Origin of the sequence: Bacteroides faecichinchillae JCM 17102 (assembly GCF_000614145.1) — a bacterium.
Lineage (GTDB): Bacteria > Bacteroidota > Bacteroidia > Bacteroidales > Bacteroidaceae > Bacteroides > Bacteroides faecichinchillae.
On sequence record NZ_BAKK01000029.1, the window covers coordinates 1 to 22,414 of the forward strand.

General features: G+C 36.7%; 16 protein-coding genes, 1 tRNA gene and 5 pseudogenes. 10 read left to right on the forward strand and 12 right to left on the reverse strand.

The features are described from left to right. From JCM17102_RS14060 to JCM17102_RS14070, 3 genes are all read right to left on the reverse strand, one after another. Positions 1-902, reverse strand: a 902-nt coding sequence (locus JCM17102_RS14060; RefSeq protein ID WP_025075603.1) for an MFS transporter, incomplete at its 3' end; no start/stop codon positions are given. Between the two features lie 8 nt (positions 903-910). Further along, on the reverse strand, positions 911-2,011 hold the full coding sequence (locus JCM17102_RS14065) for a DUF4434 domain-containing protein (protein WP_025075604.1): 1,101 nt from the start codon (positions 2,009-2,011) through the stop codon (positions 911-913). A gap of 34 nt (positions 2,012-2,045) precedes the next feature. Beyond that, positions 2,046-3,926, reverse strand: coding sequence for an FAD-dependent oxidoreductase (locus JCM17102_RS14070; RefSeq protein ID WP_025075605.1), 1,881 nt, complete (start codon positions 3,924-3,926; stop codon positions 2,046-2,048). 340 nt (positions 3,927-4,266) lie between these two features. On the opposite strand from JCM17102_RS14070, the pseudogene JCM17102_RS27735 reads away from it, so the two are divergent. The 3 genes and pseudogenes from JCM17102_RS27735 to JCM17102_RS32520 all read left to right on the forward strand — a co-directional run bounded on the left by JCM17102_RS27735 (position 4,267) and on the right by JCM17102_RS32520 (position 6,099). Continuing rightward, positions 4,267-5,474: pseudogene (locus JCM17102_RS27735) on the forward strand (ROK family transcriptional regulator). 224 nt (positions 5,475-5,698) lie between these two features. Next, positions 5,699-5,771, forward strand: a tRNA-Thr gene (locus JCM17102_RS14080). A 202-nt stretch (positions 5,772-5,973) separates the two neighbouring features. Next, on the forward strand, positions 5,974-6,099 hold the full coding sequence (locus tag JCM17102_RS32520; RefSeq protein ID WP_373278898.1) for a hypothetical protein: 126 nt from the start codon (positions 5,974-5,976) through the stop codon (positions 6,097-6,099). Between the two features lie 373 nt (positions 6,100-6,472). Here JCM17102_RS32520 and JCM17102_RS27740 read toward each other — a convergent pair. The 4 genes and pseudogenes from JCM17102_RS27740 to tnpC all read right to left on the reverse strand — a co-directional run bounded on the left by JCM17102_RS27740 (position 6,473) and on the right by tnpC (position 10,696). After that, positions 6,473-6,746 (reverse strand): annotated as a pseudogene (locus tag JCM17102_RS27740) (putative quinol monooxygenase). A 139-nt stretch (positions 6,747-6,885) separates the two neighbouring features. Beyond that, positions 6,886-7,594 (reverse strand): annotated as a pseudogene (locus JCM17102_RS27745) (SGNH/GDSL hydrolase family protein). A gap of 612 nt (positions 7,595-8,206) precedes the next feature. Beyond that, the gene (locus JCM17102_RS14095; protein WP_025075606.1) at positions 8,207-9,010 is read right to left on the reverse strand and encodes a M48 family metallopeptidase; all 804 of its coding nucleotides are present in this window, start codon (positions 9,008-9,010) and stop codon (positions 8,207-8,209) included. A 406-nt stretch (positions 9,011-9,416) separates the two neighbouring features. Beyond that, a pseudogene (gene tnpC, locus JCM17102_RS27750) lies at positions 9,417-10,696 on the reverse strand (IS66 family transposase). A gap of 444 nt (positions 10,697-11,140) precedes the next feature. On the opposite strand from tnpC, the gene JCM17102_RS31805 reads away from it, so the two are divergent. The 7 genes and pseudogenes from JCM17102_RS31805 to xpt all read left to right on the forward strand — a co-directional run bounded on the left by JCM17102_RS31805 (position 11,141) and on the right by xpt (position 17,950). Further along, positions 11,141-11,287, forward strand: a complete 147-nt coding sequence (locus JCM17102_RS31805; RefSeq protein ID WP_245798582.1) for an imm68 putative immunity domain-containing protein — start codon at positions 11,141-11,143, stop codon at positions 11,285-11,287. Between the two features lie 455 nt (positions 11,288-11,742). Then, positions 11,743-12,621 carry a DNA/RNA non-specific endonuclease gene (locus JCM17102_RS14125; RefSeq protein ID WP_025075611.1) on the forward strand — a complete coding sequence of 293 codons (879 nt, stop codon included), beginning with the start codon at positions 11,743-11,745 and terminating at the stop codon, positions 12,619-12,621. Positions 12,622-12,694: 73 nt separating this feature from the next. After that, a pseudogene (mltG, locus tag JCM17102_RS27755) lies at positions 12,695-13,710 on the forward strand (endolytic transglycosylase MltG). Positions 13,711-13,793: 83 nt separating this feature from the next. Beyond that, positions 13,794-15,386, forward strand: a complete 1,593-nt coding sequence (locus JCM17102_RS14135; RefSeq protein WP_025075612.1) for a thiamine pyrophosphate-dependent enzyme — start codon at positions 13,794-13,796, stop codon at positions 15,384-15,386. A 3-nt stretch (positions 15,387-15,389) separates the two neighbouring features. Continuing rightward, complete coding sequence (locus tag JCM17102_RS14140; protein WP_025075613.1) at positions 15,390-15,974, forward strand: indolepyruvate oxidoreductase subunit beta; 585 nt, start codon at positions 15,390-15,392, stop codon at positions 15,972-15,974. A gap of 11 nt (positions 15,975-15,985) precedes the next feature. Then, positions 15,986-17,293, forward strand: a complete 1,308-nt coding sequence (locus tag JCM17102_RS14145; RefSeq protein WP_025075614.1) for a phenylacetate--CoA ligase — start codon at positions 15,986-15,988, stop codon at positions 17,291-17,293. A gap of 87 nt (positions 17,294-17,380) precedes the next feature. Next, positions 17,381-17,950 (forward strand): xanthine phosphoribosyltransferase, encoded by a 570-nt coding sequence (gene xpt, locus JCM17102_RS14150; RefSeq protein ID WP_025075615.1) that lies wholly within the window; start codon positions 17,381-17,383, stop codon positions 17,948-17,950. Here xpt and JCM17102_RS14155 read toward each other — a convergent pair. The 5 genes from JCM17102_RS14155 to thrS form a co-directional block, all read right to left on the reverse strand. After that, positions 17,947-18,714: an EFR1 family ferrodoxin gene (locus JCM17102_RS14155; RefSeq protein ID WP_025075616.1), complete on the reverse strand. Its 768-nt coding sequence runs from the start codon at positions 18,712-18,714 to the stop codon at positions 17,947-17,949. The genes xpt and JCM17102_RS14155 overlap by 4 nt on opposite strands. Positions 18,715-19,070: 356 nt before the next feature. Next, positions 19,071-19,421, reverse strand: coding sequence for a 50S ribosomal protein L20 (gene rplT, locus JCM17102_RS14160; protein ID WP_004297540.1), 351 nt, complete (start codon positions 19,419-19,421; stop codon positions 19,071-19,073). A 98-nt stretch (positions 19,422-19,519) separates the two neighbouring features. After that, positions 19,520-19,717, reverse strand: a complete 198-nt coding sequence (gene rpmI / locus JCM17102_RS14165) for a 50S ribosomal protein L35 (protein ID WP_004326827.1) — start codon at positions 19,715-19,717, stop codon at positions 19,520-19,522. 68 nt (positions 19,718-19,785) lie between these two features. Continuing rightward, the gene (gene infC / locus JCM17102_RS14170; RefSeq protein WP_025075617.1) at positions 19,786-20,388 is read right to left on the reverse strand and encodes a translation initiation factor IF-3; all 603 of its coding nucleotides are present in this window, start codon (positions 20,386-20,388) and stop codon (positions 19,786-19,788) included. Between the two features lie 70 nt (positions 20,389-20,458). Next, positions 20,459-22,399, reverse strand: a complete 1,941-nt coding sequence (thrS, locus tag JCM17102_RS14175; protein WP_025075618.1) for a threonine--tRNA ligase — start codon at positions 22,397-22,399, stop codon at positions 20,459-20,461. Positions 22,400-22,414: the final 15 nt, after the last annotated feature.

Genomic DNA, 22,414 nt, shown 5'->3' on the forward strand with positions numbered 1-22,414 from the left:
GAATCTCCCCCTGAAAGCCCTGCATCTTCGAAGATGGAAGGGCCATAATATAGTACGGCGTTCACTCCCATAAACTGACCTAAAATGGCTATACACACACCAATGATAACTGCCTTAAGAATTCCCGGCTTCATCAGTAATGCCCATTCTGATTTTGTCTCAGAGGTCAGGACTGATTTTGTTTCGCTTAATTGACATTTAGCTTCTGAAATCGAGTTATATATTCTCTCTAAAATATTGATAGCTTTTTCCTCTTTTCCTCTAACGATCAACCATCGTGGACTCTCTGGAATAAAGAATATAATAATGAAGAATAGTATAGCAGGTAATGTTTCCATTCCTAACATTCCTCTCCATACTTCAGAAACGAATATTTTATTGAGCCAGAATATATCCAAGTGAGCACCACTTTCAACCCATGATAACAACTGATAATTGACTAAATAAGCTCCTAAGAAACCTACCGTAACAGCCAATTGATAAAGAGATACTAAACGGCCTCTGTATTGTGCTACCGAAACTTCTGAAATATAAAGAGGAGAAACAATAGAAACAACACCAATTCCAACACCACCTATAATACGATATATAACTAATTGTATAAAGTCAGCAGAAATGGCACATCCCAAAGCTGATGTAGAAAATAAGACAGCGGAAATAACCATCGTCATTTTTCGTCCCAGCTTATCACTCAAAATTCCAGCGAAAAGAACACCTATAATAGATCCTACTAAAGCGCATCCTACATACCAACCTTGTTGCATTGCATCCAATTGGAAAAGTTGAGTCACCTGAGCTATTGTTCCGGATATGACAGCAGTATCATATCCGAACAAAAATCCTCCTAGTGCAGCTACAACTGATAGGAATATAAGATAACTAAAATTAATGGTAGACTTCATAGTGTACTTTATTTAATTTCAAAATACTCTCTATATCTATCATATAAATGCCCTGCCTGCAAATAAGCGGATTGAGGACTCATAAAATGAGAGAATTCAAAAGTAATAGCCTTGTCATATCCAGCTCGTTTAGCAGCCTCAAGTTTCATTCGAAGTTTATCAAATTTAATGGGTAGAAAACGAATAAGCATATCACGATCCAAAGTCTCTGCGTTTGTCCAACATTTCATACCGTACTTATCTGCCAACTTTTTATTTACAGTAAAGAACTCATCTAATTCATCATAGTCAATATGACCATCCTGAAAAGCACACGCATCTACCACATCATGAATACCATCAAAAATTTCATTCCATTCCTTTTCGTGTTGTTGCACAGAAACTGCATCTTCTTTGGTCAGTTTATCTGTACCCATAATAGCTTTCTTACCATCAATCCATGGAGAAATAAAAGTCGGGAGACCATTAGAAACATCCTTGCACTGTTTACCCATTGAATGAAAAGCATCAATTGCCCCTTTTGTCGCCCGACTAATTTCTCCACTGATGTACCAGCCTCCGAAACTTTTATATTTCTCACCGTACATCTTCCATACTTCGTCAATTACATATTTGTTATCCTCAATCTCCCAACTCAAATCTCCAGTATCCCAATAGCGTCCGGAATCATATAAACCAAAATAGAATTTCATTTTATACTTTTCAGCTAGACGCAAATACATATCCACTAAATCTACCGACGGCATATAACATCCTTTCTTCAAAAGATAAGGAGAGGGATAAGTCATAAACTTACGGTAACCGGAACGGATCATGATTACTGTATCAATGCCAATTCTCTTCATATGCTGAAAATCTCGGTCCCATTCTTTTTCTCCCCAGTTTTGATGAGGAATATCATGAGAAATCTCATCCAAAAAAGTTCCGGTTATCTTTAAACCATTATTTTTAGGAACAATTAGTCTACTTTCTAAATTTCCAGCCATATCTGCCGGAGAGGACTCTCTCCTCCCCTCTTCATTAGCCGCAAATAATGAAGGTGCAACCAAAGCAGAAGCCCCAGCTAAAGCAGCCTTTTTTAAAAAATCTCTACGATTATTCGTTTCCATAGTTTCAATTTTTGTTTTATTTTATATATGTACCCTATTGAATAAACTCTCCAGTAATGTTCACTTGTTTTTGATTGAAAGGGTCTAACATCTGATCGATTAGAATCGCCATTTCTCCTCTCAATATATTTCGTGTCATATTCAAATCCTGTAATTTGAAAGTTCTCCAAATAGTCTCCGGATCTGCTGTGATATCCAAGTTTTCTTCATTCCCTATTTCCTGAATAAGTTGAATAGCTTCCTGAATACTTAGTGTCTCTGCTCCCAACTTTTTCAGTTTTTCTTTTGCAGCGGGAAATATATCGGATAAGCCTTCTAATCCGGATGTTAATAATACAGTATCAGCTTTCAACCAAGTTTGATTAGACCAATCAACATTCTTTCCTACTCCCTTTAATATGCCTGTAGCACCAATACGCTGATATGAAGCAAATTTAACATCTGTCACAGGAACATCTAAATAAGGAAGTAAATATCCTTTTGCATTTAAGATAGCATTCTGAACATCACGAACCGGTACTTCACTGACTTTCTGATTGTGATTTAACGCCAATGCACCCAAAGCACCAGCTGCCTGTCCGATCTGTAGAACAACAGGTTGTAAACGCGTTGCTCCATTAACAATATTAGATACAGAAATTGACTTTTCTGCCACAATCAATCCTTCCACATTTTGAGGTATTAATGTTCCTAAAGGTAGACCAAATGAAGGCACTGGATGAAAATAGAGATTGGGCAATTCTTCATAACCATGATAACGGGCATGATGATGGTCTACCGGATAATCTCCCACCGCAATACAAGTACGATATAATTTCTCTTTCTGTGTATATGGATTTATTATTTGATTCAAATCAAAACGAACCAGTCCATGAATTCTTCTGGACTCCCTATGGTAAGGAATAAAAGGGAGTTTATCTGCTGTAGGAAATTCGTCATCTGCCAAACCTAGTGTATTATACCCTAATTCATGTTGTATAAAATAGATAAAACACATTGTATAATGTTTGGCATTCTCCAAAGCATGTGTACGCTCTTCAGGAGTCATTTCAATCAAATTGATATAATAATCATTGCCTTCTATCGGCCAGTTAATCATATACTTCTGATTCGGAAGTTTTCCGTAAGTCATCATCATCTCTTTTGACCATACACGATCCGGTTCCTTAGGAGTTGTGCATATCGGATTTGCACAGGAACAAGCAAACTCGTTAGGATTGTATCCATTCGGTCTTGGAATTGTAACATCTCTCCCATAGTCTTTTAATATTGCAACATAAGTGATATCCTGCACAATATTATTCTTTTTCTTAGGAGCAATATCTTCATGTGTATTTTCTCGGCTTTCCATACCAATATCGTATTTCACTCCACACATTTTAGCCACATCTCCTAGCTCTGTAGCGTCAATCAGTATTTTGGCCTGAACGATTTTAATTCCTTCTCCTTCGACACTCACTTTAGCAATCCACTTATCTCCTTCTCTTTTTATCTCTTTAAGATGAGCATGCTTCCATACTTTAAGATTTTTCTCGGCTTCCACCATTTCGTGAAAAATTTTATTTCCAACCGAAGGTTCAAAAAGGACTTTACTTACCCAACCTGTATTCAGTGAATCTAATCCACCATAATAATCTGCTAATCTAGTTTTAAATTCTCCCCAAAGTCCTGCTGGTAAATTATAATTTCCGTCTATTGCACTTACCCCTGCAGATGTTAGCATTCCCCCTAACCAGGAGCTCTCTTCTACAACCAAAGTGGTCGCCCCCATACGTGCAGCTTGTATACCTGAAGTTACACCACTGGCACCACCACCTACAACAAGTATATCTACATTATTTTCTCCTGAACATGTACAAGAGATAGCGAATACCATCAAAAGCATACCGTAGAAGATTTGGAAGAGGTTTTTCATTTCAGAATCATTTGGTTACAACGTATCTTAATTAATATCACGCCACAAATATACTTATATTTATTAAATAAACAATAGATAATAAATTATTTTATTATTAAAGTTTATATTAAATACATATTTCATTAATATAACGAGAATATTTCTCAATCATTAGAGGAGAAACGTCTTTATACCTTATTATATATAATATAATCAAGTCACAATCAGTATGGAAACTCTCTTCAATCCTAATATATTAAAGCCTACTTCCTCCAATTATAACTTTTCTATTATAATTCCCTGTATTTAATAAAAAAATTAATTATCTTTGTAGACATTACAAAAATGAATAAGACATATGAACCAACAATTCTTGAAGGAAATCGAAATGGGCTCCAAAAGCGCCCTTGTCAAAAAGCGGATAATTACACATTATATATATAATGGCAGTTCTACTATCCCCGATCTTTCAAAAGAGCTGGATTTAAGCGTACCCACCGTTACTAAATTTATTGGCGAAATGTGCGAAGACGGATATATTAACGATTACGGAAAACTAGAAACTAGCGGTGGACGCCATCCGAACCTCTACGGACTAAACCCTGAATCTGGTTATTTTATAGGGGTGGACATAAAACGGTTTGCAATCAACATAGGGTTGATCAATTTTAAAGGAGATATGGTGGAGCTGAAAATGAATATACCTTATAATTTCGAGAATTCAGTAGAAGGAATGAATGAGTTATGCCGGCTCATTCTCAGTTTTATAAAAAAACTCACCATTAATAAAGAGAAGATTCTCAATATCAATGTAAATTTATCAGGCGGGTTAATCCTGAATCAGGCTATAGTTTCAGCCAGTTTAACTTTGAAGAACGCCCATTAGCAGATGTTTTATCAGAGAAGCTTGGTTATAAAGTTACTGTTGATAACGATACACGTGCTATGACTTATGGGGAATACATGCAAGGCTGTGTCAAAGGAGAAAAAGATATTATTTTTGTAAATGTCAGCTGGGGAATAGGTATCGGAATTATCATTGATGGCAAGGTTTACACTGGAAAGTCAGGTTTTTCTGGAGAATTCGGACATATCAGTGCTTACGATAATGAGATTATTTGCCATTGTGGGAAAAAGGGTTGTCTGGAAACCGAAGCTTCCGGTTCTGCTCTCCATCGTATTTTATTGGAACGTATTAAAAATGGAGAAAGTTCTATTCTATCAACCCGAATATCCTCAGAAGAGAATCCCATTACTCTTGACGAGATTATCGCTTCAGTAAACAAGGAGGATTTATTATGCATTGAGATCGTTGAAGAAATAGGGCAAAAGTTAGGAAAACAAATAGCTGGATTAATCAATATTTTTAATCCGGAATTAGTCATTATAGGTGGCACAGTATCATTGACTGGTGATTATATCACACAACCAATCAAAACTGCGGTACGCAAATATTCCTTGAATTTAGTCAATAAAGATTCCGCCATTGTCACATCCAAACTAAAAGACAAAGCTGGGATTGTCGGAGCTTGTATGTTGGCACGTAGCAGAATGTTTGAAAGCTAAAATAATGTTTTCAGTCCTCGATACAATTATAGTAACGCTATGATATAAGTATAGTGTCGGTATACTCTATAAATACCGTCACTATATTGCCCCTATTGTGACAGTATCACAAAACAGTGTTCAAAAAAGGCCACTACATTTTAATTAAAGCAAGAAAAAGACTTCATTTCTTTTTGTTTTTTCAAATAAAGCTGTAATTTTGCACGCCGTAAACGAGAGACAATGCCGCTATAGCTCAGTTGGTAGAGCAACGCATTCGTAACGCGTAGGTCGCCAGTTCAAGTCTGGCTAGCGGCTCTCAAATGAAAAAAGCAGCTAAAACGCTGCTTTTCAATTTATTACCTTTCAACAATAAAGCCGGTTGGTTATAAAAAAAAGTGGTATTTTTCGCGGGTAAAATAATAGGAGTATCCGAAAAGAGTGTCTAAAACTTATAAATATGGTAACATAACCATTTATTATTTTAAAAGCAAAGTCAAATTCAGAGGGAAATTATCCAATTTGGATTCGTATTTCTGTTAAAAAAGAAAAATCTTATATCAAAACTGATTATAAGAGTGTATATGAAGCTTTCGCCCAATGTTCCCTAATAGATTCAACTTTAGCATCTTCTGTCACCAAGTAGCCACATCTCCTAACAAAGATCTTCTGCTTTATATAGTTTATGACTAACTGCCAAAACGATTCTTTTTTGAGCACGTTCCGTCATTAACCTCTTTACTATAGCCTCCTCACGCTCCAGTGCTGTTAGACCTTATTAGGGATGCACAAGACACCCAATATCAGCCAATCTACGAATGTTGAAAAATATAAAAGAGTATCCGGTTGGAAAGAAATAATGTCTAAACTCTGAACAAAAATATGAAAAGGAAAAATGAATGATTATTTTCTTACCACAGATTACCCACATTCTCACAGATCATAAATATCATATATTTAATATTTTATCAGTGCGAATCAGAGCATTCTGTGGTAATTTTATTACATTATTTGCAATCCTAGAAAGTAAATTTTTCTATCTTCATTGTACCCAGGGTCTGTATTTTAGGAACCAAAGTCACAAAGTGTACTGCCTTTTCGTGAGCAGCTAATGACTCCTCATCAGCCATGTTTCACAAATCATGAGAATGTCTGGACGCGTGGAACTCTCAAATATATCATATGCAATACAGCCTCCATCCTTCAGAGAAGAAGCTACCAATCTTTTGCAGCCTTCAACAATGCTGCACGATTACTTTCACTTACTTGAATAAAAACATTCAGTCTAATCATAACTATTAAATTTTAAATATACCACAAATTTACATGATAATTCTGAATTTCCCTACAATCATACTACAATAAAAAATGCCACTTGAAAAAATAATCAAGTGGCATTTCAACTATATTACATATTACAAATATCTACTTATTAAAGCGCCTTATCAATTGCTACCTTAATCAAACCTTCCATCACATCATATCCCTTGCTTACCGGATGTACCCCATCTCCAGCTCTTGCATATTCAGGATTCATAGCCAAAGTTTCAGGAACAACCATTGATTGATAATAATCTACATATGGAATTTTATTAGCTTTAGCATAGGCCTCAATCCGTTTATTTAATGCTTTTATCTTTTGAGGAGCATCAGTAATTTTTGGATTCCATCCAAAACCGGCAGCTGGCAACACTGAAGTCAAAATCACTTTTATTTTATTTGCTTTAGCCAGTTCTACCATAGAAACAATATTTCCAAATGTATAATCCTCGACATAAGGTCCAGTATTTTCTGCTACATCATTAGTACCGGCATTGATCACTACCAAAGCAGGAGAAAGATTAATCACATCTTCGCGAAAGCGCAACAAAAATTGATAAGAGGTCTGTCCACCTATACCACGACTGATATACATTCTTTTTAAAAAAGTCGGGATGCGTATTTATCCAACCTTCTGTAATAGAATTCCCCATAAAAACGACTCTTTTATCCTTCTTTGTGGGTTTCGACAATTCAGAATTGTCTTTTGCAAAACGCTTGAAATTTGCAAATTCATACTTTTGCGCATAAGTCTCTCCTACCGAAAGTCCCAAACATACAATGGTCAATAACATCCATTGCCCTAAAAAATTCTTTTTCATGTTTATTGATGTAAGTATTAGTGAACTAAAATTCGCGTAAAGATAGAAATTTGATTTCATATAATGAAATCAAAAAACAAATAACCGTTAATACGAGTCACAAAAAACTTAATCTGTGTTATATAACATACTCTTTTTCTTGGATTATTTGCCATTATGCAGAAAGTCCGTATCTTTGCATTGTGTTTTTCATAGTATTAGATTTAAGGTTAACAAAGGTTGGAGTACAGCGGTACTCCTTTTTTTATGCCTATATCTCAAGAAAAAGAATAAATATTATAATTCCTTAATGATTCTTGCCAACGGTATGAAGGGAAAGTTGTTACTCGTTTAGATAATACATTGATAGACTAAAGTATGTCGAGAATATACGGGGAATTATTTCGATCTTTCAGGAAAGTCAGTGACATTTCTTTCATAAGTCACTTTTGTTTAGATCCACATTTCTTTAAGCAGGAACCCTATTTCTTTGGATATATAAATTGCCCAATTCTGCTTTCAATTAAATAACTTGGAAAACGAATTGGGCAAAATCAGGTAAGTAATACGACTTACATAAAAAGTGAGAACATATGATATATCACTTTATTAAAGTGATTTTTAATACATTAGTTATTTAGCTGCTGTAGGGGCCTGTATACCTTCAGAAGTAGCACGCTCTTCCATACGTTTAATACGGATATCTAGGTCTGGATGGGTAGAGAACAACTGGTTCAGCTTATTATTCTTTTTGGCTCCAGCTTCATCTTGCATCTGCTTCAACCTGCGGAAAGAGAGGGCCATTGCCCATGGATTCTTACCCGATTTTTGTAGAAATTCATATCCGTAATCATCAGCATCACGTTCTTGCTTTTGTGAATAGGTGGAGTTTACCAATGCCTCACCTAAGTCGCCCAATTGTGAGTCAGTTAGCTTAGCTGCAGTACCACCCTGTGAAGAAATGCCGTCTTTCAGTGCAGAGGTGAGTAGAGCTGTACGGAATCCTTTTTTGGAATCTTTGTGTGCAATGTGTCCTACTTCATGACCAATGACACCCAATAGTTCTTCATCACTCATGATATCCATCAGTGAAGAGAATACACGTATACTTCCGTCTGCACACGCAAAGGCATTCACGTCAATTACATAATAAACCTTAAAGTTCAAAGGAACACCCTCTACATCGGTCAAACCTTCTGTCAGTCTTTTTAGACGGACGGTATATTCGTTGTCATCTGCACACACTTGGTTGTGCTCATCCATCCAATCTATGTACTCTTTTACATACTCTCTCATTTCTTCATCTGTAAGAGTTACAGCTTTGGTAGCCTTGGCGGCACCATCAATAGCTTTTTTTAAATTGAACTGTGCCATAGTAGGCATAGTAAACGCCATGCAACACAACGTGACAAGGCATTTGATAACTGTTCTTTTCATCTTTTTGTATTGAATGTTTTTTAAATTTTTCGCAAAAGTACGGAAATTTATGATAATATAAAGAGGAGGTTATGTCTTTTTATCACTAAACAGTCGATTTTTTAGAGAGGAGCTTTATCTTTGCAATGTTGTAGTCTTGAAAGTTAATAAAATATGAAAACCAAGTGTATATATTATACGCCTGATATTTCTGATTGATGTGCTATTTGGGGGATTCTAGATTATGCATACTATGAAAAGACACTCATTGTATGGTGTATATTGCGTGTGTGCTCCTGTTTGAAGTGTGAGGAGGTTAATTTTTCAAGCGTATTTTATAGCTAATTAATGTATTATTAACATTTCAATGTAAGCGTCTCCTAGCTTCTATATTGTGTACAAAAATACAAAGCCTAATTTGCTTTGTTTAGCCATTAGCCCTTTCCCATTTATCAGGAAGCAGTTCCCTGTATTTTTCAAGTGGTGTATTGGATTGCCATTCGGCGGTTCTGTTTATCACTTTCGTGAAATACTCAAATAAACTCACTTTATGCATTCGGCAAGTGAGTGCTATCGTGTAGAGTATAGCACCTCGTTCGGCCCCCTTATGGCTACCGAAGAACAATGAGTTTCTTCTTGATAGGGATATGGAACGGTTCATCCGTTCAACAATATTGTTGTCAAGACAGGTATTCCATAGTCAAAGATGTTCACTACGGCATTCCACTCATTGCGAAGATAGGTAATGTCTTCCTGCAGTTCGCTCTCGGATAACAATTCCCGCCTTAATTCATCAAGTACATCTTTTATTTCTCCGAGTATGTAAGGCGCATACTTTTTACGATGTATAAGATTCTGTTCTACCGTCCATCCGCTAGCCCCAACTGTATGCTTGTACTCATTTTGATAAAGTTTGTTTATCAGTTCCACGATTCTTTTTGCCTACGGATCATTTTCGCCGCAATCTATAAATTTCCGTTTTATATGTTGTAAACATGGGATACGTTTGATATTGAGATAGACATCACTTTCGAGTTTCTGGTAAACTGAGTAGCCGTCACTTTGTATGATGTTCTTACAACAGTCTAATTCGTTAAGGATAACCTTTTCAGATCTGGAGCCGTCATCATAAAGTAGATGTATCACCCTAGTGTTTATGCCGACAACCACCCAAAGATATCCTTTCCGTACTCCTTTCCCCTTACTGTTCTTTTCCTGAACAAGTATTTTGTAATAGGTTTCAAACTGCCTTATAAGCATCACTTAATACGGTTTGTCAGATACATTTAGAAAGGTTTTCGAAGAGGTCTGAGGCTCTTTCTATCAACCTAATGTGACGTGGGTTTCTTCAGCGTAAAGCCATGGCTTTCAAAGTAGTTGATGATTCTTTCGACTGGCAACTATTGGATGTAACGTTATTCCATCAAACCGGCAATATATGAACCGTCATAGCTGGAGTTCAAGAAAGTCGAAGCCGGAGTCTTTCCCTCAAACAGACGACCGACCTGCGTATAGGTGTGTATTTTGTTGTTCGGATGTATTGGATACAAATTTGGCGAATCCCTTAGTAATGTGTTGTTGTTTACTAAGGGATTCGTTTTTTTGAAGGAGTGCCTTTTTAAGGGAAGAGACCTCTTTTGTCAAAGTGTCGATTTGATCCAAGAGCCTGTTGATTTGTTCCTTCAATAACTCAATAATTTCAGCCATCACGATGATGGACAAGAGAGTGTCCGATATGATTGATTAATAACTAGGAAAATTCATAAATATAAGAGGACAAAAATGGATGTAGCAAAATAAGAGAAGTTTAGTAAAAAGTGTTCCCAAGAATTACCCCATGAAATCGACAAGACACTGAATAGTGCCAAAGGTAAAAATATGTGTGCTATTACCTTTATAACAACAGATGATTTTATGGCATTTTCTGACATGGAATTGTAGCAATAACATTGTTAAGTATTACAATTAAAAAACAGACTTGAACTAGATTTCCTTTATCAAATCTTGTCGATCTCATGGGATAATTATGTAAGTAGATGTGACGATTCCCTTCTATTGCTAAATTATTTCGGAAATCAAGAGTAAAGCAATTTCGAATTAAATGAAATTTTATTCGATGTTCATTTGAATGTTCTGTTAAAAGAAGACTCTGTGAATGAAGGAGATGCCTATTTCAGTATAAACGAATCAAAAGAACTGCATTTTGATATGGTTATTGATGTGGTAATAGAGTTATCAGCCATTTTATTGGAAAGTACTAAAAACAAAGAGGTTGATATAAAAATTAGATCCGAATAACGAATATTCTACTAAATTCTCTATTTTTACATCGAAAGACGATATAATACTTGCTTCTAAACGTTTTGAACAAATTTATATATGCGCCAGAGAAAAGTGTCCCAATTTCAAAAGGATACTAATGATATTTTAAATATCTTATATTTTAAGCAAAACTCCTATATTACACCTTTTATCAATCCATTTACACTTTTTGTTCCCATGAATATTTGTATATCAGCACATCTTATTTTATCTTTGTGCACATCTTAACAAAAGAAGTTAATCACGCAAAATAGCCTATGTAGTTAAGAGATCAATTTCACAATAACTGATGTAAAACAAAAAATCAAGATTTATGATTGCTCGTATTTTCGCAATGGTTGTAGCAGGTATTATCATAGTATACCTAGTTCGTTTTATAGACAATTTTATGTCAAGAAGACGTTTTAAATAAGTGGTGTTTCAAACAAATAATGAAACGAAGTAAAAGAAGAAAAACATCTACCAAAAGCCCACATTCCAATTACAAATTAGGATGTATACTTACAATCATAGTTCTTATTCCTGTCTTATATGGAATATATCTATATTGCCAGCAGCAACCTAAAGTTATCCAACAGGAAAGTAAGCAACAAAATATCAATAACTCTTATCAAGTTCTTGATAAAGAAGACCTAGAATTACCAATTTCATTAACACCCCGGCAAGAACAAATAATCCATCACACAGGCTACACTGTTTCCTATAATAAAGACTTAAGGCTTCCCAACTGGGTTTCTTATGAATTAACTCGTAAAGAAACACAAGGAAAAGAAAAAAGGAACAACCGTTTTATTGTTGATCCATTAGTGAATGGTCCGATTGCGACTAATGCCGACTACACTAGATCCGGTTTCGACAAAGGGCATATGGCACCTGCAGCAGATATGAAATGGAGTCCTACTGTTATGAAAGAGTCTTTTTATTTTAGCAATATGTGCCCACAACATCCTCAATTAAATAGAAGAGGATGGAAAGACCTGGAAGAAAAAATACGAGACTGGGCTATAGCAGACAGTGCAATTATCATTATCTGTGGTCCTATCGTAGAGAAAAATGCAAAAACAATTGGAAGAAACAAGATAGCAATACCAAAGCAATTTTTTAAAGTTGTTCTCTCTCCTTTTGCAAAACCTATGCGTGCTATTGGTTTTATCTTCAACAATGCACAAGCAGTAAATCCCCTTTCTACATATGCTGTAGCAGTAGATAGCGTTGAACAACTTACCGGTATGGATTTCTTTGCACCCTTGCCTGATGAAGTAGAGAATAAAATAGAGGCATATGCTAATTATCACCAATGGCCAGAATAATCTATTTAAATTCTTTCTATCTTTGTCGCATTAAAAATAACATCTTACAAGATGAAGAAAAAAAAAGAAAAAAATTCTATTTACGGTACTATTAGGGACAATCCTTCTTTGCACCATTACTGGAGGGACTATCTATTATTATTTATTTGCCCCACAGTTTCATCCTTCAAAAACACTTATATATATATAGATCGTGATGACACCACTGACTCAATATATACCAAGATAAAACAAGTTGGCCACGTTAATAGCCTCAAAGGCTTCGATTGGATGGTGAAATATAAAAAACTCAATCAAAACATCCATACAGGGCGCTATATTATCCGTCCGAATGACAATGTCTACCATGTCTTTAGCCGTATTTCCCGAGGTTATCAGAAACCTATAAATCTCACTATTGGCAATGTTCGTACAATGGACCGACTTGCCCGAAGTGTAGGTAAACAAATAATGATAGATTCGGCTGAAATAGCCAAACTATTGTTTGATTCCACATTCCAACAAAAAATGGGTTACAACATTGAAACAATCCCATGCCTTTTTATACCAGAAACTTATCAAGTATATTGGGACATGAGTGTTGATGAATTCTTCCAACGCATGCAAAAAGAACACGAACGTTTTTGGAACAAAGACCGTCTGTCTCAAGCCACAGCTATTGGAATGACACCTTCAGAAGTCTGTACACTAGCATCCATCGTAGAAGAAGAAACCAACAATAATGAAGAAAAGCCAATAGTAGCTGGTTTATACATGAATCGCCTACGAGCAGATATGCCTCTGCAAGCCGATCCTACCATTAAATTCGCATTGCAAGACTTTGGTTTGCGACGTATTACGAATGAAAATTTGAAAGTAAATTCACCATATAACACATATATAAATACGGGACTTCCCCCTGGCCCTATCCGCATTCCTTCAATAAAAGGAATAGACAGTGTATTAAACTACACAAAACATAACTACATATACATGTGCGCAAAGGAAGATTTTTCGGGCACTCATAACTTTGCTTCCAATTATACAGAGCATATGGCAAATGCTAGAAAATATTGGAAAGCACTGAATGAAAGAAAGATTTTCAAGTAAATTTGTGATAAAACGAAATGAAAAGGCTATCTTTGTCCAATAGAATAACAAACTGTGATCAACACTAATAAAAGAAATTATATATGAGCAAGCAACTCTTACTTGGCGATGAAGCCATTGCACAAGCAGCTTTGGATGCCGGACTTTCAGGTGTGTACGCCTATCCGGGGACTCCTTCTACAGAAATTACTGAGTATATTCAAATGGCTCCTATTACAAGCGAGCAGAACATACACAGCCGTTGGTGTGCCAACGAAAAAACAGCGATGGAAGCTGCATTAGGTATGTCTTTTGTTGGAAAACGGGCATTAGTTTGTATGAAACACGTAGGTATGAACGTAGCTGCCGATTGTTTCGTAAACTCAGCAATGACAGGAGTGAAAGGCGGATTGATTGTTGTAGCAGCCGATGACCCTAGTATGCACTCCTCCCAAAACGAACAAGATAGCCGTTTTTACGGAGATTTTTCACTTATACCAATGTACGAACCGAGTAACCAACAAGAAGCATATGACATGGTATACAATGGTTTTGAGTTCTCTGAAAAATTAGGTGAACCAGTTTTATTACGAATGGTAACTCGTCTTGCTCATTCTCGTTCCGGAGTAAAACGCGAAGATCAGAAACCTCAAAACAACATTGCATTCAGCGATGATCCACGCCAATTTATCTTATTGCCGGGAATTGCACGTAAACGCTATAAGCTTTTACTTGCACGCCAAGATGAGTTTATCAAAGCATCGGAAGAATCGCCATACAACAAGTTTATCGACGGACCGAACAAGAAGCTGGGAATTATTGCTTGTGGCATCGGTTATAATTATTTAATGGAGAACTATCCCGAAGGATGCGAATATCCAGTGCTAAAAATCGGACAATATCCTTTGCCTAAAAAGCAACTTCTCCAATTAGTCGAATCCTGCGATGAGATTCTGGTATTGGAAGACGGCCAACCATTTGTTGAGAAACAATTAAAAGGTTATTTAGGTATTGGTATTAAAGTCAAAGGCCGTTTGGACGGTACTCTTTCTCAAGATGGAGAATTAAATCCTGATTCTGTAGCACGAGCCGTCGGAAAAGAAAATAAATCAGAATTTGGCATACCTTCAGTAGTCGAAATGCGTCCTCCCGCACTTTGTGAAGGATGTGGTCACCGCGATATGTATATTACACTAACTGAAGTACTAAAAGAAGAATATCCTTCTCATAAAGTATTCAGTGATATTGGATGCTATACGTTGGGAGCCAACGCTCCTTTCAATGCTATTAATTCATGCGTAGACATGGGGGCTTCTATTACTATGGCAAAAGGTGCTGCTGACGGAGGTCTTCATCCATCTGTAGCTGTAATAGGTGACTCTACGTTCACTCATTCAGGAATGACCGGATTACTGGACTGCGTTAATGAGAACTCAAATGTCACTATTGTTATATCAGATAATGAGACTACTGCAATGACTGGTGGTCAAGACTCTGCCGGTACAGGACGTATCGAAGCTATATGTACAGGTTTAGGAGTAGATCCTGCCCATATCCGCGTAGTTGTTCCATTAAAGAAAAACTACGAAGAGATGAAACAGATTATACGTGAAGAAATTGAATATCGCGGAGTATCTGTCATTATCCCACGAAGAGAATGTATCCAAACATTAGCACGCAAAAAAAGAAGTAAATAAGCCATGAAAAAAGATATTATATTATCGGGAGTAGGTGGACAAGGTATCTTGTCTATCGCTACAGTTATCGGAAAAGCAGCCTTAAAAGAAGGACTTTACATGAAACAGGCAGAAGTACATGGAATGAGCCAACGTGGTGGAGATGTTCAATCTAACCTTCGTATCAGTGATCAACCTATTGCTTCAGATTTAATTCCTTCTGGAAAATGTGATCTCATCATTTCATTGGAACCAATGGAAGGCTTACGTTATCTCCCCTACCTCCATTCAGAGGGATGGTTAGTTACTAACGAAACTCCGTTTGTTAATATCCCCAATTATCCGGAAGAAGATAAAGTGATGGCAGAAATCAATAAATTGCCAAAGAAGATTGTATTGAATGTAGATAAGGTTGCCAAAGAAGTAGGCTCTATCCGGGTTGCTAATATGGTATTACTCGGAGCAACCATTCCTTTCCTTGGCATCGCTTATGAGAAAATACAGGACAGTATCCATGAGATCTTCATGCGAAAAGGAGAGGCAATTGTTGAAATGAATTTAAAAGCACTAGCTGCCGGCAAAGAAATTGCAGAAAAACTAATGCAATAACTATCATTGTTATGAATACACAATACTGGGAAGAAGAAGTAGAAACCATGAGTCGTGAGAAGTTGAATGAATTACAACTTCAACGTCTCAGGAAAACAATCAGTATAGCTGCAAATGCTCCATATTATAAAGAAGTTTTCAACAAACATGGCATCACTGCAAATAGCATACAAACTTTAGACGACATTCGTAAAATACCTTTTACGACAAAGGCTGATATGCGTGCTCACTACCCTTTTGGCTTGGTGGCAGGCGACATGAAAAACGATGGGGTACGTATCCACTCTTCCAGCGGTACAACCGGAAATCCTACAGTCATCGTACATTCGCAACATGACCTTGATTCTTGGGCAAATCTGATAGCTCGTTGCCTCTATATGGTCGGTATTCGAAAAACTGATGTATTCCAAAACAGTTCCGGATATGGTATGTTTACAGGAGGATTGGGCTTCCAATATGGCGCCGAACGTCTCGGTTGCTTAACAGTACCTGCCGCAGCCGGAAACAGTAAACGTCAGATTAAGTTTATCAATGATTTCAAAACAACAGCCTTACACGCAATCCCAAGTTATGCGATTCGCCTTGCTGAAGTTATCCAAGAAGAAGGACTTGATGCTGCAGGTACAACATTAAAAACACTGGTTATTGGTGCTGAGCCTCATACGGATGAACAACGCCGGAAGATAGAGAAGATGTTAGGAGTAAAAGCATACAATAGCTTTGGCATGACGGAAATGAATGGTCCTGGTGTTGCTTTCGAATGTCAGGAACAAGACGGAATGCATTTTTGGGAAGATTGTTATCTTGTGGAAATCATTGATCCTGAAACTGGTGAACCTGTACCAGATGGAGAAATCGGAGAATTGGTGCTTACCACTCTTGATCGTGAAATGATGCCTCTAATTCGTTATCGTACCCGCGATTTAACCCGCATTCTTCCAGGTAAATGTCCTTGTGGTCGTACTCATTTACGTATTGATCGTATCAAAGGTCGTAGTGATGATATGTTCATCATAAAAGGAGTTAATATCTTCCCAATGCAGGTTGAGAAAATTCTGGTACAGTTCCCTGAACTTGGTAGCAACTACCTCATTACATTAGAGACTGTTAATAATCAGGATGAAATGATTGTTGAAGTTGAGTTAAGCGATTTATCTACAGACAACTATATTGAACTGGAAAAAGTTCGTAAAGAAATCACCCGCCAACTAAAAGATGAAATACTAGTTACTCCTAAAGTAAAACTTGTTAAAAAGGGCACTCTCCCACAAAGTGAAGGAAAAGCTGTACGTGTAAAAGATCTAAGAAATAACCAATAGTATTTTTAATTTATCGGTGTGCTAATATGCCAATTTATACTGCTTCAGCAGTCATAGGTATATTAGCACATTATTAATTCATATATCATGCAATTATTAAAGAAAAGAATCCTGCAAGATGGAAAATGCTACGAAGGAGGTATCCTAAAAGTAGATGGTTTTATTAATCACCAAATGGATCCTGTACTGATGAAGTCAATCGGAGTTGAGTTTGTCCGTCGCTTCGCAGCGACTAACGTCAATAAGATTATGACTATTGAAGCAAGTGGCATTGCTCCTGCTATTATGACAGGTTATTTAATGGATCTTCCTGTTGTGTTTGCCAAAAAGAAATCACCTAAAACCATCCAAAATGCTTTGAGCACTACCGTACACTCTTTCACCAAAGATCGTGACTACGAAGTAGTAATAAGTGCCGATTTCCTTACTCCTAATGACAATGTGCTCTTTGTCGATGATTTCCTGGCGTATGGAAATGCAGCGTTAGGCATTCTTGATCTTATTAAACAATCTGGAGCCAGTTTAGTCGGGATGGGATTCATTATTGAGAAAGCCTTTCAAAATGGTCGAAAAATGCTAGAAGAAAAAGGAGTACGTGTAGAAAGTTTAGCAATCATAGAGGATTTATCCAATTGCAGCATAAAAATCAAGGATTAATACTGATTGGGATTGAAATAATGCCCTTTTCCTTTAGTCCTTTTCCCATATTGCACCGCTTGTTGGGGACAAACGTGGTAACACGCCAGACAAGAGGTGCAATTTCTTCCCCAAACAGGCCTCCCATCTTGCATTAAAATATTATCCACTGGACAAGATTTTTCACAACGTTTACATCCAATACACTTATCTGTCGTCCAAAAGTTTTTAGGGGACATTTGAAAGCGATTAAATAAAGGATTAATAATTCTTGTCTTAATATAAGGAAAACTCCCCTCTTTACAAAAGAATACTGTCTCCTTTCTATTTATCAATTCATTAATTCTATGGAGTTCACCAATAGCATTCTCCAGCTTTTTCTCTTCTAGTTCCTTACTATCAACATCAAATCCAGGAAACAATACATAATTATTAGGCATAATCACAGAAAAACCAGCATGACATTTCCATCCCTTCAATGACAAAGCTTTCATAAGAACTTGCCGAGTAAGCCCAATATCATCACCACAAGAACATACAAAAAAAAGATATTGCCCCTGATAGTTCTTTAATGACATTTGCTTGATAAAACGCAATATAATTTCAGGAGGAGCCCAAGAATAAACAGGAAAGACAAACCCAATCTTCTCGTCCTTCTCCAAACAGAATTCCATATTCCCATCTTTCAAAACTTCAGGAATAAAGATTAAATCTTCTTGTTGATTACTAGATAATTGATCAGCAATCCATTTAGAGTTGCCTGTACCAGAGAAATAAAATATCATAGGAAAGTATAAAAAAAGCCGCATCGACGATGTGATGAAACTCTGATAGAACAAGATTTGAGTGCCCGTCCCCTTTGTAATCCACCGGCTTAAAGCTGTCCCGAAGGATGTGGCCCGCCATTGAAGATCGAAGCTTTCTCGGTATATCAGATTAATTTGAAGAGTTTCCCGATCCAGTCGATACGGCTAATATTTTTGTATCACAAATATAATAACATTCTACGAGAATAACAAGAAAAAAAGCATTTTTGTTGCCTATCTAATATTTTTTTAATCCTTTTTCTCTTTTCCATAAAATAAAAGTGTCAGTATTCTAATAGAAAACTGACACTTTGTAAATCATAAACTGTTGAAACTTAAGCAGCTTTCGCCTTTGCAACTACAGCTTTGAAAGCTTCCGGATGGTTCATAGCTAAATCAGCCAGAACTTTACGGTTTATTTCAATACCGGCCTTATGCAAACCGCCCATCAATTTAGAATAAGACATTCCTTCGAGACGTGCAGCAGCATTGATACGTTGTATCCAAAGAGCGCGGAAGTTTCTTTTCTTGTTTCTACGGTCACGAAACGCGTAAGTCAAACCCTTTTCCCAAGTGTTTTTAGCTACGGTCCATACATTTTTTCTTGCACCAAAGTAACCTCTGGTCAATTTCAAAATTTTCTTTCTTCTTGCTTTTGAAGCAACATGATTTACTGATCTTGGCATAGTTTTACTTTTTTAGAATGTTAGCGCCGTTACTTCACGCAACGAACTTTAGGCTAATGCATTCGGTTAATACTTTAATAATACTTTGTACGCTTTGATTACTTCATTGCTAAGAGTTCCTTAACCTGGCTTACATTTGTTGTATCAACAGTTGTTGAGTAGCACAGATTTCTTTTTCTCTTCTTAGTTTTCTTAGTCAAAATGTGACTGTGAAAAGCGTGCTTTCTTTTGATTTTACCTGTTCCGGTAAGGGTAAACCTTTTTTTAGAACCGGAGTTAGTCTTCATCTTTGGCATCTTACTTATTTTTAAATTATTAAATATATAATGGCAACGCACTATACCTGCGCGTTACGCATTCTTTTTTATTCATTGTCTTCTTCAGACTGCTCTGCTTTCTGTACAGGAGCAATAGGTTTCGGAGACATAGTTTTTTTAGGAGCTTCCTTCTTTTTGGGAGAAAGCTGAATAGTCATACGCTTACCTTCTAAAATAGGCATCTGATCTACTTTTGCAAAATCTTCAAGGTCATTGGCAAAACGAAGTAATAACACTTCTCCCTGTTCCTTGAAAAGAATTGAACGGCCTTTGAAAAACACATATGCTTTCACTTTATCACCGTCTTCCAAAAATCCTTTGGCATGCTTCAACTTAAAGTTGTAATCATGATCATCGGTCTGAGGACCAAAACGGATTTCCTTTACATTCACCTTCACCTGTTTGGCTTTCTGCTCTTTCTGACGCTTCTTTAACTGATAAAGAAATTTAGAGTAATCAATAATACGACAAACAGGGGGTTGAGCATTGGGTGAAATTTCCACTAAATCCAATTCTTTCTCTTCAGCCATTTTCAAAGCCTGGAAAATAGGATATACTTTCGGTTCGCTATCATCGCCCACAATGCGGACTTCCTTGGCACGAATCTGTTCATTGATTCTATATTGCCCTTTTAAAGTGTCATTCTTCATTAAAAACGTTTACTTCCTAGTTTGATCTTTTTATTGTTTACTTATTATTTATCATGAAACGGCTGCAAAGTTACCATTTATTTATCATATTCTGAACTTCTTCATTCAGAATTTTAGCAAATTCTTCATATTTCATGGTTCCTTTGTCTCCTTCGCCTTGTCTACGAACAGCAACTTCACCATTTTCAGCTTCTTTTTCACCGACAATCAGCATATAAGGAATACGTTTCATCTCATTATCACGAATCTTACGACCTATCTTTTCATTTCTATCATCAACAATTGCACGAATCTCATGTATTTTTAGATACATTTTTATTTGCTCTGCATATTCATTGAACTTTTCACTAATCGGTAGAATAGCAACTTGTTCAGGAGTCAGCCATAACGGGAATTTACCGGCAGTATGTTCAATCAATACAGCAACAAAACGTTCCATAGATCCAAACGGCGCACGATGAATCATTACCGGACGATGTTTCAGATTATCAGAACCCATATATTCCAATTCAAAACGTTCCGGCAAATTATAGTCCACCTGAATAGTACCTAACTGCCAACGACGACCGATAGCATCCTTCACCATAAAATCAAGTTTAGGACCATAGAAAGCTGCTTCACCATATTCAATCTTAGCAGGTAAGCCTTTTTCCTCACAAGCCTCAATAATAGCTTGTTCTGCTCTTTCCCAATTTTCATCACTTCCGATATACTTTTCACGATTCACTTTATCACGTAAAGAAATCTGAGCTTCAAAATTAGCAAAATTCATTGAACGGAAAACAATTGAAATGATATCCATTACACGAAGGAATTCATCCTTTACCTGATCCGGACGACAGAAAATATGTGCATCATCCTGTGTAAAGCTACGTACACGAGTTAATCCATGCAACTCACCACTTTGCTCATAACGGCAAACTGTACCAAATTCTGCAATACGCAATGGAAGATCTTTATAAGAACGTGGAAAGTTCTTATAAATCTCACAGTGATGAGGACAGTTCATTGGTTTCAAGAAATACTCTTCTCCCTCTTCCGGAGTATGAATTGGCTGGAAAGCATCTTTACCATATTTTGCATAGTGACCAGAAGTCACATAAAGCAATTTATTGCCAATGGGCGGAGTTATTACTTCCTGATAGTCATAACGTGTCTGAATACGACGTAAGAAATCCTGCAAACGCAAACGCAAAGCAGTGCCTTTTGGCAACCACATCGGAAGCCCCTTACCGACTGTTTCAGAGAACATAAACAACTGCATTTCTTTACCAATCTTACGATGGTCACGTTTCTTAGCTTCTTCCAATAAAGTCAGATATTCATCCAACATTTTCTTCTTAGGGAAGGTGATACCGTAAATACGTGTCAGCATTTTACGGTCTTCATGACCACGCCAATATGCTCCGGCCACAGTTGTCAGTTTTATAGCTTTAATAGGCGCAGTTGTCATCAAGTGAGGACCACGACAAAGATCTGTGAATGTACCTTGAGTATAAGTAGAAATATGTCCATCTTCCAATTCGGAAATCAATTCACATTTGTATGTTTCACCACGGTCACCAAACATTTTCAATGCATCCTCTTTAGAAATGCTTTTCCTTACTACTGCTTCTTTTTTAGCAACCAATTCCATCATTTTAGCTTCAATGGCCGGAAGATCATTTTCTTTAATAACAGCGTCTCCCGGATCTACATCATAGTAAAAACCATTTTCAATGGCAGGTCCGATACCAAATTGAATACCTGGATAAAGTTCTTGTAAAGCTTCTGCCAACAAGTGAGCACTCGTATGCCAAAATGCATGTTTTCCTTCTTCATCATCCCATTTATAAAGTACAAAGTTAGCGTCTTCATTAATAGGACGGCCTAGATCATAAATTTCGCCATTAACTCCACAAGCCAAAACCTCCTGTGCCAAACGTGAGCTAATACTTTCTGCAATCTGCAAACCGTTCACTCCTTCATTATATTCTCGAACAGAGCCATCGGGGAATTTTATCTTTATCATAATATGATGATGTTA

What these genes read in the sequence shown, in the direction of transcription:
- JCM17102_RS14065 (WP_025075604.1), bottom strand. Translation starts at nt 2,011, where the DNA reads ATGGAAACGAATAATCGTAGAGATTTTTTAAAAAAGGCTGCTTTAGCT.
- JCM17102_RS14070 (WP_025075605.1), bottom strand. Translation starts at nt 3,926, where the DNA reads ATGAAAAACCTCTTCCAAATCTTCTACGGTATGCTTTTGATGGTATTC.
- JCM17102_RS14095 (WP_025075606.1), bottom strand. Translation starts at nt 9,010, where the DNA reads ATGAAAAGAACAGTTATCAAATGCCTTGTCACGTTGTGTTGCATGGCG.
- JCM17102_RS14125 (WP_025075611.1), top strand. Translation starts at nt 11,743, where the DNA reads ATGAAACGAAGTAAAAGAAGAAAAACATCTACCAAAAGCCCACATTCC.
- JCM17102_RS14135 (WP_025075612.1), top strand. Translation starts at nt 13,794, where the DNA reads ATGAGCAAGCAACTCTTACTTGGCGATGAAGCCATTGCACAAGCAGCT.
- JCM17102_RS14140 (WP_025075613.1), top strand. Translation starts at nt 15,390, where the DNA reads ATGAAAAAAGATATTATATTATCGGGAGTAGGTGGACAAGGTATCTTG.
- JCM17102_RS14145 (WP_025075614.1), top strand. Translation starts at nt 15,986, where the DNA reads ATGAATACACAATACTGGGAAGAAGAAGTAGAAACCATGAGTCGTGAG.
- xpt (WP_025075615.1), top strand. Translation starts at nt 17,381, where the DNA reads ATGCAATTATTAAAGAAAAGAATCCTGCAAGATGGAAAATGCTACGAA.
- JCM17102_RS14155 (WP_025075616.1), bottom strand. Translation starts at nt 18,714, where the DNA reads ATGATATTTTATTTCTCTGGTACAGGCAACTCTAAATGGATTGCTGAT.
- rplT (WP_004297540.1), bottom strand. Translation starts at nt 19,421, where the DNA reads ATGCCAAGATCAGTAAATCATGTTGCTTCAAAAGCAAGAAGAAAGAAA.
- rpmI (WP_004326827.1), bottom strand. Translation starts at nt 19,717, where the DNA reads ATGCCAAAGATGAAGACTAACTCCGGTTCTAAAAAAAGGTTTACCCTT.
- infC (WP_025075617.1), bottom strand. Translation starts at nt 20,388, where the DNA reads ATGAAGAATGACACTTTAAAAGGGCAATATAGAATCAATGAACAGATT.
- thrS (WP_025075618.1), bottom strand. Translation starts at nt 22,399, where the DNA reads ATGATAAAGATAAAATTCCCCGATGGCTCTGTTCGAGAATATAATGAA.